Annotated in this window: 13 protein-coding genes, 1 pseudogene and 1 riboswitch; of the genes and pseudogenes, 7 read left to right on the forward strand and 7 right to left on the reverse strand. The window is 36.9% G+C overall.

The annotated features are described in order from the left end of the window. Together G9Q29_RS10935 and G9Q29_RS10940 are read right to left on the reverse strand one after the other, a co-directional pair. A pseudogene (locus tag G9Q29_RS10935) lies at window positions 1-1719 on the reverse strand (SprB repeat-containing protein); the annotation flags it as partial. 76 nt (window positions 1720-1795) lie between these two features. Further along, window positions 1796-2368: a phage tail protein gene (locus G9Q29_RS10940; RefSeq protein WP_166137117.1), complete on the reverse strand. Its 573-nt coding sequence runs from the start codon at window positions 2366-2368 to the stop codon at window positions 1796-1798. Between the two features lie 599 nt (window positions 2369-2967). Between G9Q29_RS10940 and G9Q29_RS10945 the strand changes: the two genes are divergently transcribed. Next, window positions 2968-3540, forward strand: a complete 573-nt coding sequence (locus tag G9Q29_RS10945) for a pseudouridine synthase (RefSeq protein WP_166137120.1) — start codon at window positions 2968-2970, stop codon at window positions 3538-3540. A gap of 56 nt (window positions 3541-3596) precedes the next feature. Continuing rightward, a complete protein-coding gene (locus tag G9Q29_RS10950) occupies window positions 3597-4061 on the forward strand; it encodes a tRNA (cytidine(34)-2'-O)-methyltransferase (protein WP_166137123.1) in 465 nt (154 codons plus the stop codon). A gap of 26 nt (window positions 4062-4087) precedes the next feature. Here G9Q29_RS10950 and G9Q29_RS10955 read toward each other — a convergent pair whose 3' ends face one another. From G9Q29_RS10955 to G9Q29_RS10965, 3 genes are all read right to left on the reverse strand, one after another. Beyond that, complete coding sequence (locus tag G9Q29_RS10955; protein WP_166137126.1) at window positions 4088-4870, reverse strand: ABC transporter ATP-binding protein; 783 nt, start codon at window positions 4868-4870, stop codon at window positions 4088-4090. After that, window positions 4870-5901, reverse strand: a complete 1032-nt coding sequence (locus G9Q29_RS10960) for a FecCD family ABC transporter permease (RefSeq protein ID WP_166137129.1) — start codon at window positions 5899-5901, stop codon at window positions 4870-4872. The genes G9Q29_RS10955 and G9Q29_RS10960 overlap by 1 nt, the downstream gene beginning before the upstream one ends. Window positions 5902-5967: 66 nt before the next feature. Further along, complete coding sequence (locus tag G9Q29_RS10965) at window positions 5968-7110, reverse strand: ABC transporter substrate-binding protein (RefSeq protein WP_166137132.1); 1143 nt, start codon at window positions 7108-7110, stop codon at window positions 5968-5970. A gap of 158 nt (window positions 7111-7268) precedes the next feature. Between G9Q29_RS10965 and cobU the strand changes: the two genes are divergently transcribed. From cobU to G9Q29_RS10990, 5 genes are all read left to right on the forward strand, one after another. Next, window positions 7269-7784, forward strand: a complete 516-nt coding sequence (gene cobU, locus G9Q29_RS10970; RefSeq protein WP_166137135.1) for a bifunctional adenosylcobinamide kinase/adenosylcobinamide-phosphate guanylyltransferase — start codon at window positions 7269-7271, stop codon at window positions 7782-7784. Beyond that, the gene (gene cobT / locus G9Q29_RS10975) at window positions 7781-9463 is read left to right on the forward strand and encodes a nicotinate-nucleotide--dimethylbenzimidazole phosphoribosyltransferase (RefSeq protein WP_166137138.1); all 1683 of its coding nucleotides are present in this window, start codon (window positions 7781-7783) and stop codon (window positions 9461-9463) included. Before cobU ends, cobT begins: the two co-directional genes overlap by 4 nt. A gap of 50 nt (window positions 9464-9513) precedes the next feature. Beyond that, window positions 9514-10299: an adenosylcobinamide-GDP ribazoletransferase gene (locus G9Q29_RS10980; protein WP_166137141.1), complete on the forward strand. Its 786-nt coding sequence runs from the start codon at window positions 9514-9516 to the stop codon at window positions 10297-10299. Then, window positions 10284-10820 carry an alpha-ribazole phosphatase gene (gene cobC / locus G9Q29_RS10985; RefSeq protein WP_166137144.1) on the forward strand — a complete coding sequence of 179 codons (537 nt, stop codon included), beginning with the start codon at window positions 10284-10286 and terminating at the stop codon, window positions 10818-10820. Before G9Q29_RS10980 ends, cobC begins: the two co-directional genes overlap by 16 nt. 39 nt (window positions 10821-10859) lie before the next feature. Further along, window positions 10860-11060: riboswitch (cobalamin riboswitch) on the forward strand. Between the two features lie 77 nt (window positions 11061-11137). Further along, window positions 11138-13048 carry a TonB-dependent receptor plug domain-containing protein gene (locus G9Q29_RS10990; protein WP_166137147.1) on the forward strand — a complete coding sequence of 637 codons (1911 nt, stop codon included), beginning with the start codon at window positions 11138-11140 and terminating at the stop codon, window positions 13046-13048. A 77-nt stretch (window positions 13049-13125) separates the two neighbouring features. Here G9Q29_RS10990 and G9Q29_RS10995 read toward each other — a convergent pair whose 3' ends face one another. Both G9Q29_RS10995 and G9Q29_RS11000 read right to left on the reverse strand, forming a co-directional pair. Then, window positions 13126-13746 carry an N-acetylmuramoyl-L-alanine amidase family protein gene (locus G9Q29_RS10995; RefSeq protein WP_166137150.1) on the reverse strand — a complete coding sequence of 207 codons (621 nt, stop codon included), beginning with the start codon at window positions 13744-13746 and terminating at the stop codon, window positions 13126-13128. 189 nt (window positions 13747-13935) lie between these two features. Then, on the reverse strand, window positions 13936-15390 hold the full coding sequence (locus G9Q29_RS11000) for a S41 family peptidase (protein WP_166137153.1): 1455 nt from the start codon (window positions 15388-15390) through the stop codon (window positions 13936-13938). Window positions 15391-15468: the final 78 nt, after the last annotated feature.

A 15468-nucleotide genomic window follows, 5' to 3' on the forward strand; every position in this document is an offset into this window, starting at 1 on the left:
TGTAACAGAAGTAGTTCCGTCACCTGTTGGGTTACCCGGTGTCCAATTATAGGTGTATCCACCAGCTCCTCCTGTTGGTGTATTGATAGCAGCGGCACCATTTGAACCTCCAAAGCAAGATACATTGGTTTGTGAAGCAGGTGTTACTGAAATAGCAGGTGGTTGTGTCACTGTAAAATTTTGCGCTCTGGTACAACCATTAGCATCGGTCACAGTACAGGTCCAAGTCCCAGCTGTTAAACCTGTAACAGAAGTAGTTCCGTCACCTGTTGGGTTACCCGGTGTCCAATTATAGGTGTATCCACCAGCTCCTCCTGTTGGAATATTAATCGAGGCAGCTCCATTAGAACCGCCGAAACAAGAAACATTTGCTTGAGATGCTGCAGTTGCTACTATAGCCGTTGGCTGTGTAATTGTAAAAGTACTAGTTGCTGTACACCCGTTTCCATCGGTTACGGTACACGTCCAACTTCCGGGTGATAATCCAGTTACAGAAGTTGTACCGTCTCCGGTTGGAGTTCCTGGTGTCCAATTGTAGGTATATCCACCTGCTCCACCAGTTGCTGAATTTACAGTTGCAGCTCCGTTAGAACCTCCGTTGCAGGCAACATTGGTTTGAGATGCTGGAGTAAGCGAAAGTGCCGTCGGTTGAGTAATTGTAAAATCACGTGTAGTTGTACATCCGCTTATATTATCCGTTACGGTACAAGTCCAATTTCCTGCACTTAATCCAGTAACTGAAACGGTTCCGTCACCTATTGGGTTTCCTGGTGTCCAGTTATAAGTATAATCTCCGCTTCCGCCTGTAGCTGTATTTACCGAAGCAGACCCCGTAGTACCTCCAAAGCAAGAAACATTAGTTTGTGCTGCAGCGGTAAGACTCAAAGCACAAGGTGCTATAACAGTAAAAATTGGATTAGTACCAGGGAAGTAAGCTCCGCCTGGATTGATGTCATATGTTATGATTTCATCAGAAAGCCAATTATCCGTATTACGATCACCGGTATTTAAGCAAATTGCAGCAAGAATAGCTGCTTTTGTACCCGATCTTATACCGGTATAAACATTATTGTCACCATGGTATCCCCCAGAATTTGGATCTCTATTAATTGCAATAGCACTTGATCCCAGTGTAAGAGATGGAGGTAAATACGAATTGCTATTGTTGGGTTGTAGACCAGAACCAGTTACTAGAAATTGTCCTGCAGGTTGATTTACACCATTGAAAGTGGTACCAAATGTGTTCATGAATCCAAATACATATTGACTTACAGATGTAGGTGAACTTCCTTGAAAAATAAACCAGTTATCTCCTCCACCAGGAATTGGACAACTTGCAGGATTTGTAAGTGTCCAGCCTATGACGTTAACTATGCCTGGTAACCCAGAAACGCTAGGCGTTGTTCCACCAGTAATTGAAAATTTAGTTACGGTTCCAGCTGGCATTGCAGCGGTTAGCGTCCAAGTAATCGAGCCTTCCGCAGTATTTGTTACAGAAGTGGTTCCGAAAGTACCAGTAGCTTCATCATATCCATAATCTGTTATTCTAATAACAGTACCTGCTGAAATAGGAACAAGATTTACGATAGTCATTTCATAAGGGATAACATCGTAATTAGTACCTATAATAGCAATATCTCCTGCTGATAAAGTGGTTTGGGCGTTTAAGGATGTTAACAAACTTAGAAAACATCCCAAGAAAAGTAGTTTTTTTATCATAATTAGTTTAATGTGTTTATTATTAAGTGTTTAAAAAAAAAATAAACTGTTGAAAAACAGTCCGTCTTTTAATTTTTTATGGTCTTGAAGGGAAGATTCCCTGATAGCATATTATATATTGCATTGCAACAAATGGTGGTACCGTTGGCAATGGAGCTTGGTTAGATCCCCATGATGCCTGTTGCAAACCAGTAGGGTCACTTTTGCTAATGGTATCGACTGTTTTACCTAAAGCATTATTGATCGCAGGGGTATTAGAATTAGTTCCATCACTATTGTTTGCTTGTAATGCTGGGGTTGCGGCTATATTTTCAGTTACACTAGTTGCAGATTCGTCTAATTTTGAGTGAGTGTGCGTGGACATATTTAAAGTTGTAATGGTCGCAGCTTGCGCTCCACCAGTCTGCCCAAGTACATAAGTGCCTCCTGGATGTTCACCTGAGATATTTGAACATTGAGTTGGAAAAGCGCCACGCAAATCAGGTAATTTAAAAGTGTTTATACCATCTCCGCCATAATAGGTTCCAATTATTGCAAACAATGCAGTGTATTCTTTTATTTTTAATATTTGCCCTTCGCAAGTAAAATAACCCATAGGAGCAAAATTACCTGCAAAAAGTTTAATGGTTCCCATTAATTCATCTTCCATAATTTTAGTTTTAAATGTTGATATTAGTTTTTTAGGGTTTTTTGATAATTTTATTTTTGTTAACTATTGTTTAATTTGTCTTTTTTGTAGCAAATTTATTTGAAATAACTAACCCAAAACTGCGTATAATTACCTGTTCTTTTATAAAAATAAAATAGGTATGCTATCTGTTGTTTAAGTTTATTCACATCTTACAACTGTAAAGATTACTCTTATCGATTAAATTTTACCAGTGAAAATCTAAACACGGTACATATTTTTTTTAAGTAGCATGTAAATTTCGTCAAGAATACTTTTCAGAACTTTATTTTCTTTTTTTTTACACTTTTTTTTGTTAGTAAAGCGCTATTTTACAGTGACTTATTTTTTTAATATTTTCAATTTAAATGTGTATCGTTTTTTTTACAATTCTATTTAGCAAAATTTTGATAGTTATTTTCTGAGTCTAAGTTAGCTATATTTTGTTTATAGCAATGCTAAATCCGTAAAAAAATATGTTTTTATTGTTGAATTTGTTAATTAATTGTGATTTTACTAGCTAAAAAAAATCTCAAAGTGGCACATTAACCCACTATATTTGCCAAAAAATAAAATAATTCATGCACCGCCATTTCATCATTCACAAGCCATACGGTTATTTAAGCCAGTTTATTTACGAGCTAAAGCGAAAGAAACGTTTACTTGGTGAATTGTATGATTTTCCAGAAGGCACTATGGCTATTGGTCGTTTAGATGAGGATTCTGAAGGTTTATTACTGTTAACCACAGACGGAAAAGAGAGTGAACGCATCAGAAGTAAAAAAGTAGAAAAGGAATATTTTGTTCAGGTTGATGGGCTAATCACTCAGGAAGCTATCGAGAAAATAAAAGCAGGTGTTGAAATTGGGTTTAATGGTACGAAATATCTAACCAAGCCTTGCAAAGCGAATGCACTTGAGATAGCACCCGATTTCGGACTGCGCGGAAAAAAAATTAGAGACGAGCGTCATGGTCCCACTTCATGGGCATCGATCACCGTCAACGAAGGCAAATTTCGACAAGTGCGTAAAATGACTGCCGCGGTTGGTTTTCCTACGTTGCGATTGGTTCGTGTGCGAATAGGAAATGTAAATCTCAACGATTTGCAGGCAGGAGAGGTAATTGAAGTAGAAAATTTTCAAATAGAAATTTAAAAGGTAGTACTAGTTTTTTAATCTTTTAATTTTCCAATCTTATAATAAAGTATAAAATGTTAAATATCGTTTTAATTGAACCGGAAATCCCAAATAATACCGGAAACATTGGCAGGTTATCCGTAGGTACCGAAAGTCGTTTGCACTTAATTCATCCTTTTGGTTTTGTCATTAATGATAAAAATCTAAAACGTTCAGGACTGGACTATTGGGTACACTTGGATGTAACCGAATATCAAAATGTAAGCGAGTGGCTCGATCAGGTTCCTGATAAATCACGTGTTTTTTTGATGAGCTCGCATGCTGAAAATTCGTATTTAGATATCGAATATCAAGACGAAGATTGGTTGGTTTTTGGTAAAGAAAGCGTTGGTTTGAGCCAAGAAGTTTTGGATTTATTCGAAAAGAAAAATCAATTAAAAATTCCAATGTCGCCCTTAATCAGAAGTTTTAATATTGCAAATTCCGTAGCATTTGTTGTAGGTGAGGCTAAAAGACAGCTTTATTTGAAATCAAAATAAGTTTCTACAGCTTTTTTAATTTGCGTTTAAGTGATTACAAATTTTCCTTTGTCAGCATCGAAAGCGATGTGGTCATCTTTAAAAAGTGTGCTAAAGGTCCCCTTCGAAATAAAATTACAAGGTTGGTCCTGAAAAGAAGCTTCTGGCGTCATGATGATCATTTCGTCACTCAATTGTATGGCCATATCAATATCGTGTGTTGATAATAAAATGCATTTGCCTAATTCCGAGGTTAATTTTTTAAGCAATTTAAAAAGAGCCACTTTATGCAACAAGTCGAGGTGTGTACTGGGTTCGTCGAGAATTATCAGCTCCGTATCTTGTGCCAATGCTCTTGCGATCAGTACTTTTTGAAGTTGACCGTCGCTAATTTCAAAATGTTTTTTGTGTGCCAAATGACTAATTTGCGTGAGCTCCATCGCTTCATTTACTTTGGTAATATCGTTTGAGGTCAATGTGCCTATCCAATTGGTGTAAGGTTGACGTCCCAATGCAATCAATTCGAAAACAATAAGATTGCTTGGTGGTAATTTTTCGGTTAAAACTAAACTTAATTTCTGCGCAAGTTCCAACGGGTTGTAGGTATCGATTTTTTTATCCTCCAAAAAAACAGTTCCTTGCAGCGGTTTTTGTATTCCCGTAAGCGTTTTTAGCAATGTAGATTTTCCAATTCCGTTGGCACCAACAAGAGCAACAAGTTTGCCAGTTTCAAGTTGCACGTTCACCTTTGAAGCAACGGTAATTGTTGTTTTTTTGTGCGTGTAGCCTATGCTAATATCAGTTGCTGATATAAGTGTTTTTGCATTCATTAGGCAATCATTTTTTGTTTGCGTACCAATAACCAAATTACAATTGGTGCACCAATAATCGAGGTAATAGCATTAATTGGGAGCATGACTTCTAAGCCAGGAAGTTGCGTTAAAATATCACATAATAAAAGTATTGCTGCACCAAATAGTAGGGTACTCCAAAATAAAACAGCATGATTACTAGTTTGAAAAACCAATTTAGCGATGTGTGGCACTGCTAAGCCAACAAAGGCTATAGGACCAGCGAATGCGGTAATGCTTCCTGCCAAAATACTGGTGGCTAAAATGATTATGTTTCGAGTGCGTTTAAAATTCAAACCCATACTGCGAGCGTAATTTTCGCCTAAAAGTAACGCATTCAATGGTTTGATGCTGAATATACTAATAAAAATTCCCAAAAGCACACAAAAAGTCAACAGTCCAATTGAAGTCCAAGATAGGTTTCCTAAATTTCCCATTGACCAAAAGGTGAATTTTTGTAGTTGTTCTGCCGAACTAAAATAAGTTAAAACACCAACAATAGCGCTTGTAAAACTACCAAACATTAATCCAACAATTAAGATAGTCATAGTGTCTCGCAGCTTTTGTGAAACGGCCAATACGGCCAATAAAACCAATGAACTTCCAATGGTCGACGCTAATACTATTCCGTAAGGCGAGGTGATGAGGGTACCTAAAAATGAAGGCAATAAACCAGCCCCTAAAATTACAAAGGCTACTCCCAAACTCGCTCCTGAGCTTAAACCCAAAACATACGGTCCTGCAAGCGGATTTCGAAACAAGGTTTGCATTAATAAACCGCTAATTGATAATCCAGCACCTACCAAGATAGCCGTGATGGCTTTTGGTAAGCGGTAGTTGATGATGATATATTCCCAAGTTGTTTTGCTTGCATGTCCTCCCGTTAGACTGTGATAAATATCTGCTGCAGGAATTTGAATTGCGCCATAACTAATGTTTATGAAAAACAACACCACCAGGCCAATGGCTAGTATTACAAATAAAAAGCTATTTCTCTTGCTTGAATTCAATGTTTTTGAAGATTTATTTTTGGGCGATTTTGTTTGAAAAGTTATGTTTTATAAAATGTTTTGCGATTATTGCAATTGTTCCGCAAAGGTAAAATTATAGTTTGGCAGCACCTCTGGATGAAAAATTTTAATATAATCTTTCAAAACTAAATCAGGTCTGCTGGCCGCTGTTTCATAATAAATCGTGCCGCCTTTAGCTCCTAATTTGGCCTCAAAAGTAAAAACTTTATTTCTTTTTAAAGCCGTAAATTGAGCATAATGCGGATTACTTTTTTCAAATTCAGCTTTGCTTTTGATCGCGCCCGTTGCAATCCAATAATCTGCATTTTGAGCTTTTTCAAGAACTTTTTCAAATGGTAAATTCAAGCTTCCTGAGCCGGCCACATCTGACCAAAGGTAATTGGCTTTTGCATCTTTCATGAATTGTGCTACCCAACTGTTTCCCTTGGCTACATACCAAGTATCAGCGTATATCGACCCATACAATACGGTGCTTGAGGATTTTTTGGTAGCTACCATTTGTTGCGCTTCTTTATAATTTTTTACAATAGTATTGAAAAGTGTGTTGGCTTCTTCTTTCTTTCCAAACAGAGCGCCATACAGTTTAATCCATTCTGCTTTTCCAAGAGGAGTTTGTTCCATCCAATCGGCTTGGATCAATACTTTTAAACCGCTTTTTTGTAAATTATCCAAAACAGGGTTTGAATTATCAATACCAAAAGTCACTATGGCATCAGGTGATAATGCAATTAATTGTTCAATATTTAGCTTTTCATTTTGCCCTATATTAGTCACTTTTCCAGCATCGATAAGTTGACGTGTTTTAACTGATGAAACATAATCGGTATGCGGAAAACCAATTAAATTCTTTTCAACACCCAACATTTCTAAAAACGGAATCGAAGTAGTTGAGGTAACTACGATACTTTGCAATGGGACATTTATAGTTTCATATTCAGACAGGCTATCTGGAATTTGAGCTTGGTTTTCTTTTAGCACATAAGTAAAATCTTTTTTGGCTTGCGGCCAAGCATCAGATACGGTTACTACGTCATAACCATCATAGGATACAATTGATAAACCACTGGCATACAAAACGCTATTCTGACTTTTTGGGGTGATTTTTTTATCCGACTTTACTTCGTTTTTGCAAGAGCTTAAAACAACAAAAACAAGGAGCATAAGTAAATTTGGTACTGAAATTCTCATGAGGTAAATTTAAAATCACGGCAAAGGTAGCCCAAATTAATCTATTTTCTTGTTTATTTTTTGCAGTAAAAAAATCAACAAACACTATCTTTACCCCTCAAAAAAATGCAGGCGATAGTACTTTTTAGTTTTTAGTCTGGCATCTAAATGATTTTCAAATGATGTATTTAATTACAGGTGGTGAGCGCTCAGGCAAAAGTTCCTATGCCGAAAATCTCGCGAAAAAGTTAGCAGAAAAACCTTTATATGTAGCAACTGCTAGAAAGTGGGATGCTAATTTTCAAGAGCGTATTGACCGACATCAAAAAGACAGAGACGAACGTTGGATCAATATCGAAAAAGAGAAATTTTTGAGCGAGATTGATTTTTCTGGTAAAGTAGCAGTGGTTGATTGCGTGACACTTTGGCTGACTAACTTTTTTGTAGATACTAAAAATGATGTGCCATTATGTTTGCAGCAAGCCAAAGCCGAAATTGATGCTCTAGTAAAACAAGAAAATGCTACAATTATCATAGTTACAAACGAAATCGGAATGGGACTTCACGCCGAAACTGCGGTTGGACGCAAGTTTACCGAATTGCAGGGCTGGATGAATCAATACATAGCGAGCAAAGCCGATAACGTTGTGCTGATGGTTTCAGGAATTCCGGTTGAAATTAAAAAAGCAAAATGACACAATTAGATAAAATCATGCAATCGCGTCGCGATACCCGTCATTTTACCGCAGATCTTGTTCCGGATGATGTTTTGGCAAAAGCCTTACAAGCAGGAAACTATGCGCCATCTGTAGGTTTAACAGATGCTACAAGATATTACACCATTCATTCTGCTGAGGTAAAAAAAGCAATAAAAAAACTCTTTGTGGCTTATGATGCGAAAGCCATTGCCCAAACTGACAATCTAGAACAAGAGCAATCCTATAAAGCCTTGAAATTAGAAGCAATAGAGGAAGCGCCTGTTGGCTTAGTAATTGCCTATGATCGTTCGGTCCTAAATTCGTTTACCATTGGTACCGTGGGCAGCAATGAGTCAATCAAGTTTAGTGCAGTTTGCGCAGCACAAAATATTTGGCTTTCGCTTACTGAGCAAGGTTTTTCTATGGGATGGGTGTCGATTTTAAATTACCATCAATTCAAACAACTACTCGGATTACCAGAACATATTGAGCCTTTGGGCTACTTTTGTGTTGGCAAACCGGCTACGGATTATGGCAAGCAACCCATGTTGCAACAATTGGAATGGCGGGAAAAACAATCTGCTGCGCAGGTGACAACCATTGACTTTTTACACCCTTTGGAGGATATAATTAATCCTGCTGTTCCGCAACAACAATCAAAAAATCTCTCTTTTGAAGCAGCGATTCAGTTCAAAATAGATCAAAAAACAAAACCTACTGCCTCATTAGGTATTTTGGAAACTTTGGCGAAGCAAATAGCAGTGGTCTTTCAAACTGATTCACCTGAAATTATAGCGCCACATTTGGTTGTTTTTGCCGCAGATCATGGCATTGCCAACCATGGCGTTAGCGCTTATCCGCAAGATGTTACTAGGCAAATGGTGACTAACTTTTTGGATGGTGGCGCCGCCATAAATGTTTTTTGCAAACAAAATAATATTGCACTTTCGATAGTTGATGCTGGTGTAAACTACGATTTCCCGACAAACACAGCCTTAATTGCTGCTAAAATAGGGAAGGGAACGGCTTCATTTTTGAACGATCCAGCCATGAGTAGTACCGAGTTGCAATTGTGTTTATCAAAAGGATCCGAAATTGTTCGTACCATAGCGCAAACTAATTGCAATTGTATTGGTTTTGGCGAAATGGGAATTGGGAACACCACAACAGCAGCTGTTTTGATGAGTGTTTTGTTGCAAATCCCCATCGAAGAATGTATCGGTTTAGGAACTGGAATTGCCAATGAAAAACTCAAATTCAAACTAGAAATTGCTAAAAAAGCTTTGAATAATTACATCGGTCCTGAAACATTAGATAGTCAATTGGCCTACTTTGGAGGTTTCGAAATCATGCAAATGGCGGGAGCCATGCTCGAGGCAAAAGCACAAAATATGTTGATACTCGTGGATGGTTTTATAGCCACAGTTGCTTTTTTGGTAGCCTATAAAAAAGATTCTGCTGTTTTGCACAACGCGATTTTTTGTCACTTATCAGCTGAGCAAGGGCATCAAAAAATCATACAGTACTTGGGAGTTCGTCCTTTGCTGCAACTGGATTTACGCTTGGGCGAAGGAACGGGCTGTGCGCTCGCATTTCCTTTGGTACAATCGGCTGTAGCTTTTTTGAATGAAATGGCCAGTTTTGAAAGTGCCGGAGTAAACTCGAAAGAAATTTAATGCTTGTTCAATAATTTCTGTAAGGAGGAATTGATTTTAATAAACAAAAAATGAAAAAAGAAATACATCTGTTTTTTACAGCCTTGATGTTTTACACTCGGATTCCTTGTCCCAAAAACATCGATCATGCCGCTGATTCCCTCAATAAAGCATCCCGTTATTTCCCGTTGATTGGTTGGATAGTTGGTAGTGGTTCGTTTGGAATTTATTTTTTGGGCAGCCAGCTTTTTAATGATAGTATAGCTTTGGTTTTGTCTATGATTGCTTCCATTTTGATCACAGGAGCTTTTCATGAAGATGGTTTTGCTGATGTTTGTGATGGTTTTGGTGGCGGTTGGACCAAAGAAAAAATCTTACTCATCATGAAAGATAGCGCTATTGGAGCCTACGGAGCCATCGGGTTGATCTTACTTTTTTTACTTAAATTCTTAGCTTTACACGAGCTCATTACAGTCAATAGCATTGCATTTTATTGGATTGCTTTGTTTTTTATTTGCGGTCATTCCTTGAGTCGATTGGCGGCCATTTCAATTGTATTTACCCACCAATATTCACGAGATGACGCCACAAGTAAAAGCAAACCCATCGCGCAAAATTTTACTTGGCGTGAAGTAGTAGGCGCTAGTTTTTTTGGATTGCTGCCTTTGGTTTTTTTGACCATCCAACAACCTCTATTTTTGTTAGCTATTGTTCCTGTTACGGTAACGCGAATTCTTATGGCACGCTATTTCCAGAAATGGATTGATGGTTACACAGGCGATTGTTTAGGAGCTACCCAACAAGTATGTGAAGTTGTTTTTTATCTTTCAAGCATTGCAATATGGAAATTTATTTAGTTCGCCACACCGAAACTGTTTGCGAAAAAGGAGTGTGCTACGGTCAAGCCGATGTCGAAATTCAAACGCCTTACGAAACCGTTTTTGAATCAATAGTAAAACAATTGCCTCCTGATTTTGAGTTGTTTTCTAGTCCCTTGCAACGCTGCCGTATTTTGGCAACATTTATTCAAAAGCAGGCTGCAATCCCTCAAATAAAGCACGACGATCGATTGCTCGAAATGAATTTTGGCGATTGGGAACTTCAACCATGGAATGCGATTGATGAAGCCGTTTTACAACCTTGGATGGCTGATTTTGTTTCGGTTCGTGTTCCTAATGGCGAATCTTTTCTTGATTTACATGATCGTGTTTTGTCTTTTATTGAAACAGAATTAACCCAATCATCGCAAAAACCAATCGTAATCGTGGCTCACGCTGGCGTAATTCGAAGTATTTTATGTGCGTACAGCAATTTACCGCTGAAAGATGCTTTTCAAAATAAGGTCGATTTTGGTCAAGTTATTCGGCTTGAAATATAAAATCAAATTTGTCTTGCATTGTAAACTTTTATAATTCTATATTTGCGCCCGTATTGAGGTTGCTATTAGTTCAGTTTGTTCCAATAGCATTAAAAGGGAATTAGGTTCAAAACCTAAGCTGTACCCGCAACTGTAAGCTACCAAGCTTGTTGTTATCTACAAAACCATTGTCCGTCGCGGCGGATGAGAAGGTCAACAACAAGACGCAAGCCAGGAGACCTGCCCATTACATCGAGTATCAAACTTTCGGGAAAAAAGGTTTGGGTATGGGTAATTCTGTGCTTTTCTCCCAGTTATTAAAATTTTACATTTCTAAAATGAACAAAAAATTCATTCGCTTCAGTGCGCTTGCATTATTTTTTGCAATGGGTGCGTTTGCACAAGAACAAGAGCCTCAAAACTTAGATGAGGTAGTAGTATCTGATTCAAAATTTGCTTTGGCTAAAGAAAAATCAGGAAAAGTAATTGTTAAAATCACCGCCGAAGATCTTAAAAAAAGAGCGGGACAGTCAGTAGCTGCTATTTTGAGTACTGTTGCTGGTGTTGAAATCAACGGAAACCAAAGCCGAATGGGTAAAGATTTAGGACTTTACATTCGCGGCGGACGCAACCACCAAGTTTTAATTATGATCGATGGAGTTCCGGTAACGGATGCTTCTGGAATTAGTTTGTCTTATGATTTACGCCTTCTACCAGTTGAGCAAATCGAAAGTATCGAGATTTTAAAAGGAGCTTCAAGTACTTTGTACGGTTCTGGTGCTGCGACAGGAGTAATCAATATTACACTTAAAAAAGCAGCCAAAAAAGAAATCGCCGGAAATGCCTACGTCAACATGGGTTCGCAAACGGCGGCTAAAATTGTCGATTATAGTTTGCAAGATTTTAATCAAGGTATAGCAGTAAATGGTACTTCTAAAAAATTCAGTTACTTCACGGCGCTAAACAGCACTGAAACAACTGGTATCTCCGAGGCACGTCCTGCATCGAATACTGAGGTTTTTGAAAATGATGCTTTTTCCCGCGTTAATGCAGTGGTAAAAGTAGGCTTTAAAGCAAATGAAGCATTTTCATTAGATTTTTTCTCTAATTATGATCGTTTGAAAAGCGATTTTGATTCAGGTTCATTTGCAGACAATAAAGATAATTTTAGCGTTTCTGAGCAGTTCAGAGTTGGGTTTACACCGAAATTGAAATATGCTAAAGGCGAATTAGTTTTGAATGCTAGTGCAGGCTTGATTGAAAGAGGAATTTTTAATTTCGGGAGCTTAAGCAATTACAAATCAAGAAATATCAATGCTGATTTATTCAACAAATACAATTTCAGCTCTGAATTTTTCTTGGTAACTGGTGTGCAATTTCAGTTTCATGAAATGTCAAACGAAAGTGAGTTTGCTGTAATTCCAACTGAATTGGCAAAATTCAACATGATTGATCCTTATTTTACTTTGGTTTATAACGCTGAATTCGGACTGAACATAAATGCTGGTGCGCGTTACAACATGCATAATGAGTACGGCAATAATCTGGTTTACAACTTTAATCCGTCTTACAACGTGAGTTCAAATTTTAAAGTTCTGGCTTCATTTAGTACGGCATTTGTAACTCCAAGTTTGTACCAATTGTACTCTGAATACGGAAAATTAGATTTAGCACCAGAGAAAGATGCTACTGCAGAATTGGGTTTTGAAACTAGTATTTTAAACAAAAAATTAGTACTTAATGCTGTTGCTTTTCAACGTGAAGAGGAGGATGCTATCGGGTTTGATTTAATCGATTATAAATATTTTAATGTACTTGGTAAAAACAAAGCGCGCGGACTAGAGACTATGGTTTCTTTTGCTTTTTCAGATAAATTAAAAGCCGCTGCTAACTATACCTTCACAGAATTAGAAAGACAGTCTCGAATTCTAAATCCAAAACACAAAGTAAACGCTACTCTTGATTATCAAGCCTCTTCTAGATTAGCATTTAATATGGTGTATCAATTTGTTTCGGACAGGGTTTTTGAATACACAACTTATCCTGCGCCAACTTTTGATCCGGTGCTAAATTCAGAAATTTTGAAAGATTACCAATTAGTGCATGCTAATGCACGTTATGATTTACTAAAAAATAGACTTCAAGTTTTTGGAGCCGTTGATAATATTTTTGATCGTGATTTTGTTGAGACTAGAGGGTATTCTACCAGAGGTCGAAACTTTAAAGTAGGTTTGAATTTCTTATTTTAAGATTATAAAATAGATTCTGTTTGAATTGGAAACGAAAAAGCGAGACTCAGAAATGATGATCTCGCTTTTTTATTTTTTTATTTTAATTCTGAAACGAAAGATAGAATCGTGGAGGCAATTTTTTCTTGCTGTTTTTCATCGGTAAGCATTGCTCTGTCTGCAGTATTAGAAAGGTATCCTAATTCGATTAACACGGCTGGTGCTGCTGACTTTTTTAAAATGAAAAAAGGTGCTTTTTTGATTTCTGTTGCGCTGATAGTGTTGTCTTTTTTGAATTTTTCTTGCAGCGCTTGGGCAATAGTGTGCGTTGCATCATTGTCTTTTGAAGTATTTGACACATAAAATTCCATTCCGGATTTCGCAATATTGTCACTTTGATTCACGTGAAGTGAGAGCACTAAATCAGGCTTGATGTCACTAATCATCTTGGCTCGATCTGTTAAGGATAAAAATTCATCCTCTTCTCTTGTAAAATGAATTATTACGTCTTGATTTTGGTTTAATGCTTTTATTTTTTGGGATATAGCAGCAACAATTTGCTTCTCTTTATAAAGAATAGAGCTTGCTCCAAAATCGCTTCCTCCATGCCCGGCATCAATAACTACGTGAATTTGCTTGTTGTTATTGAAGTTAGGTTGCGTAAAGCCTACACTTAGTAATGCAGTTAAAGCTACAAAATACGGAATTGCTTCTTTCATAGGTATGTTTTTTTGATGTTAGTATTTATAAACTTACAAAAAGTATTATTTATTGTACCGTGAATCATTATTTTTATTTTTCGACTTTAAAAATTTTCAATTCCAAGTTATTCAAAATCAAAAATGCCACAACAAAAAAGGATGTTTCCTTTCTTGTTGTGGCATTTTAAATTTGTTTGCGGTTGAAACTTATTTTTGCTCTAAAGCTTTCAATAAACCTTCCGGCGCTTTTTCAAGATACATTTGGTTAAAGCCGTTGTTTTCCATAGGGTTACTTACTGCTTGAAAGTTCGTGACTTTACTTTGCGGTATCAATCGAGCATTATTTGTAATTCGTGAAATAGCAGCACGCAATAATGGCTCATTTTCGTCACCTAAAACGCCCAAATTCCCTATTGATTCTATTACAGAAACGTCTGGTCTTAAGCCGCTTTGATACTCTCCAAAATTTAAAGAATTGACAATTTTAAGTACAATTGGTTGCATGGCATAACGATGTTTTGGATTTCTGTTTTCAGTACCAAAAGTAGGTGAGTCGTATAAAGTTACGGAACCCACATTTTTACCTACAGTTACATCTCCAATTTGAACAACTGTAATGTGAGGTTTCAAGCCATTAATTACCAATTCACTCGCTGATGCTGAGCTAGATGAGGTAAGTATATAAACCTTGGTTAAATTCAAACTATTAATTGGAGTACTTTCAATTTTATCGGTAAAAAAATTGTTTAATGCGTTTGGATCTTCAGCTTCGAAATAATCATTAATAGCTTTATTCCATTGCTGTTTTGCAAATATTTTGCCTGTAAATTGACCTGTAATCATACTCGCCAATCGAGTTGCAGTTTGCACTGATCCTCCGCCATTATAACGCAAGTCAAGAACTAGTTCAGTAATCCCTTGTGCTTTTAAAGTTCCAAAAGCGTTATTTAATTGGGTGTCAAATGTGGCGGTAAAAGCATTATACATCAAATAACCAATCTTGCGAGATCCAACAGTAATTACTTTGTTAACTAAGATAGGATTCTCTGTCAAAACCGTTTTAGTTAAAGCAATATTTTTCCCATTTGCAACTAGCGTGTTTCCTACCAAATTAGCCATGTTCAATGTGTAATCATTGTTAGCTCCGTAAAGTAATGAAATATAGTTGCTTATGGTAAGTGGTGTTCCGTTTACTCCCGTAAAAATGTCACCACGTTTAATATCTTTAGTTGACGCATTTGATCCTGGAATAATATATCTTACAAAACCAAAAATTTCCGATGATCCAGCTGATATTCTGCCCAAACCAAATTCAACGCCGTTGTTGTTGGTTGTCCCTTGAAATTGTCCTTCAAGCTCCAAGTAGTCATCAACAATCCAACTGAATTTGTCCAAATCTGAACTTACTCGTAAAGCCGCGAACAAATCTTCTGGTTTATTGTAGTTTTGTAGAAATGAATTCAAAGCACCTTGATTTGGAAATCTATTCTCATCTAAATTAGCGACTTCGTCCGTCCATAAATAGTACTGATTCATTCCTTTCCATATAAAATCTTGAATTTCAAGAGTTGCTGGTGGTACTATATCGTCATTGTCTTGACAGCCTTGAACAAAAAAAGTTGTAACAAGAGCTACGAGTAATAGTTTAAAGTAGGTTTTCATAAATTTGGTTTAATTCTTTAATTAACGTAAAAATAATACCTTTAGTTTTATTTTACATTTTTTTGTTGCAAAAATAAA

It is taken from the genome of Flavobacterium turcicum (assembly GCF_011365745.1).
Taxonomy (GTDB): domain Bacteria; phylum Bacteroidota; class Bacteroidia; order Flavobacteriales; family Flavobacteriaceae; genus Flavobacterium; species Flavobacterium turcicum.

Excerpts from the sequence above, each read along its gene's own strand:
- G9Q29_RS10955 (WP_166137126.1), bottom strand. The coding sequence starts at position 4,870 with ATGAATGCAAAAACACTTATATCAGCAACTGATATTAGCATAGGCTAC.
- G9Q29_RS10980 (WP_166137141.1), top strand. The coding sequence starts at position 9,514 with ATGAAAAAAGAAATACATCTGTTTTTTACAGCCTTGATGTTTTACACT.
- G9Q29_RS10965 (WP_166137132.1), bottom strand. The coding sequence starts at position 7,110 with ATGAGAATTTCAGTACCAAATTTACTTATGCTCCTTGTTTTTGTTGTT.
- G9Q29_RS10940 (WP_166137117.1), bottom strand. The coding sequence starts at position 2,368 with ATGGAAGATGAATTAATGGGAACCATTAAACTTTTTGCAGGTAATTTT.
- G9Q29_RS10995 (WP_166137150.1), bottom strand. The coding sequence starts at position 13,746 with ATGAAAGAAGCAATTCCGTATTTTGTAGCTTTAACTGCATTACTAAGT.
- cobC (WP_166137144.1), top strand. The coding sequence starts at position 10,284 with ATGGAAATTTATTTAGTTCGCCACACCGAAACTGTTTGCGAAAAAGGA.
- cobT (WP_166137138.1), top strand. The coding sequence starts at position 7,781 with ATGACACAATTAGATAAAATCATGCAATCGCGTCGCGATACCCGTCAT.
- cobU (WP_166137135.1), top strand. The coding sequence starts at position 7,269 with ATGATGTATTTAATTACAGGTGGTGAGCGCTCAGGCAAAAGTTCCTAT.
- G9Q29_RS10945 (WP_166137120.1), top strand. The coding sequence starts at position 2,968 with ATGCACCGCCATTTCATCATTCACAAGCCATACGGTTATTTAAGCCAG.
- G9Q29_RS10950 (WP_166137123.1), top strand. The coding sequence starts at position 3,597 with ATGTTAAATATCGTTTTAATTGAACCGGAAATCCCAAATAATACCGGA.
- G9Q29_RS11000 (WP_166137153.1), bottom strand. The coding sequence starts at position 15,390 with ATGAAAACCTACTTTAAACTATTACTCGTAGCTCTTGTTACAACTTTT.
- G9Q29_RS10990 (WP_166137147.1), top strand. The coding sequence starts at position 11,138 with ATGAACAAAAAATTCATTCGCTTCAGTGCGCTTGCATTATTTTTTGCA.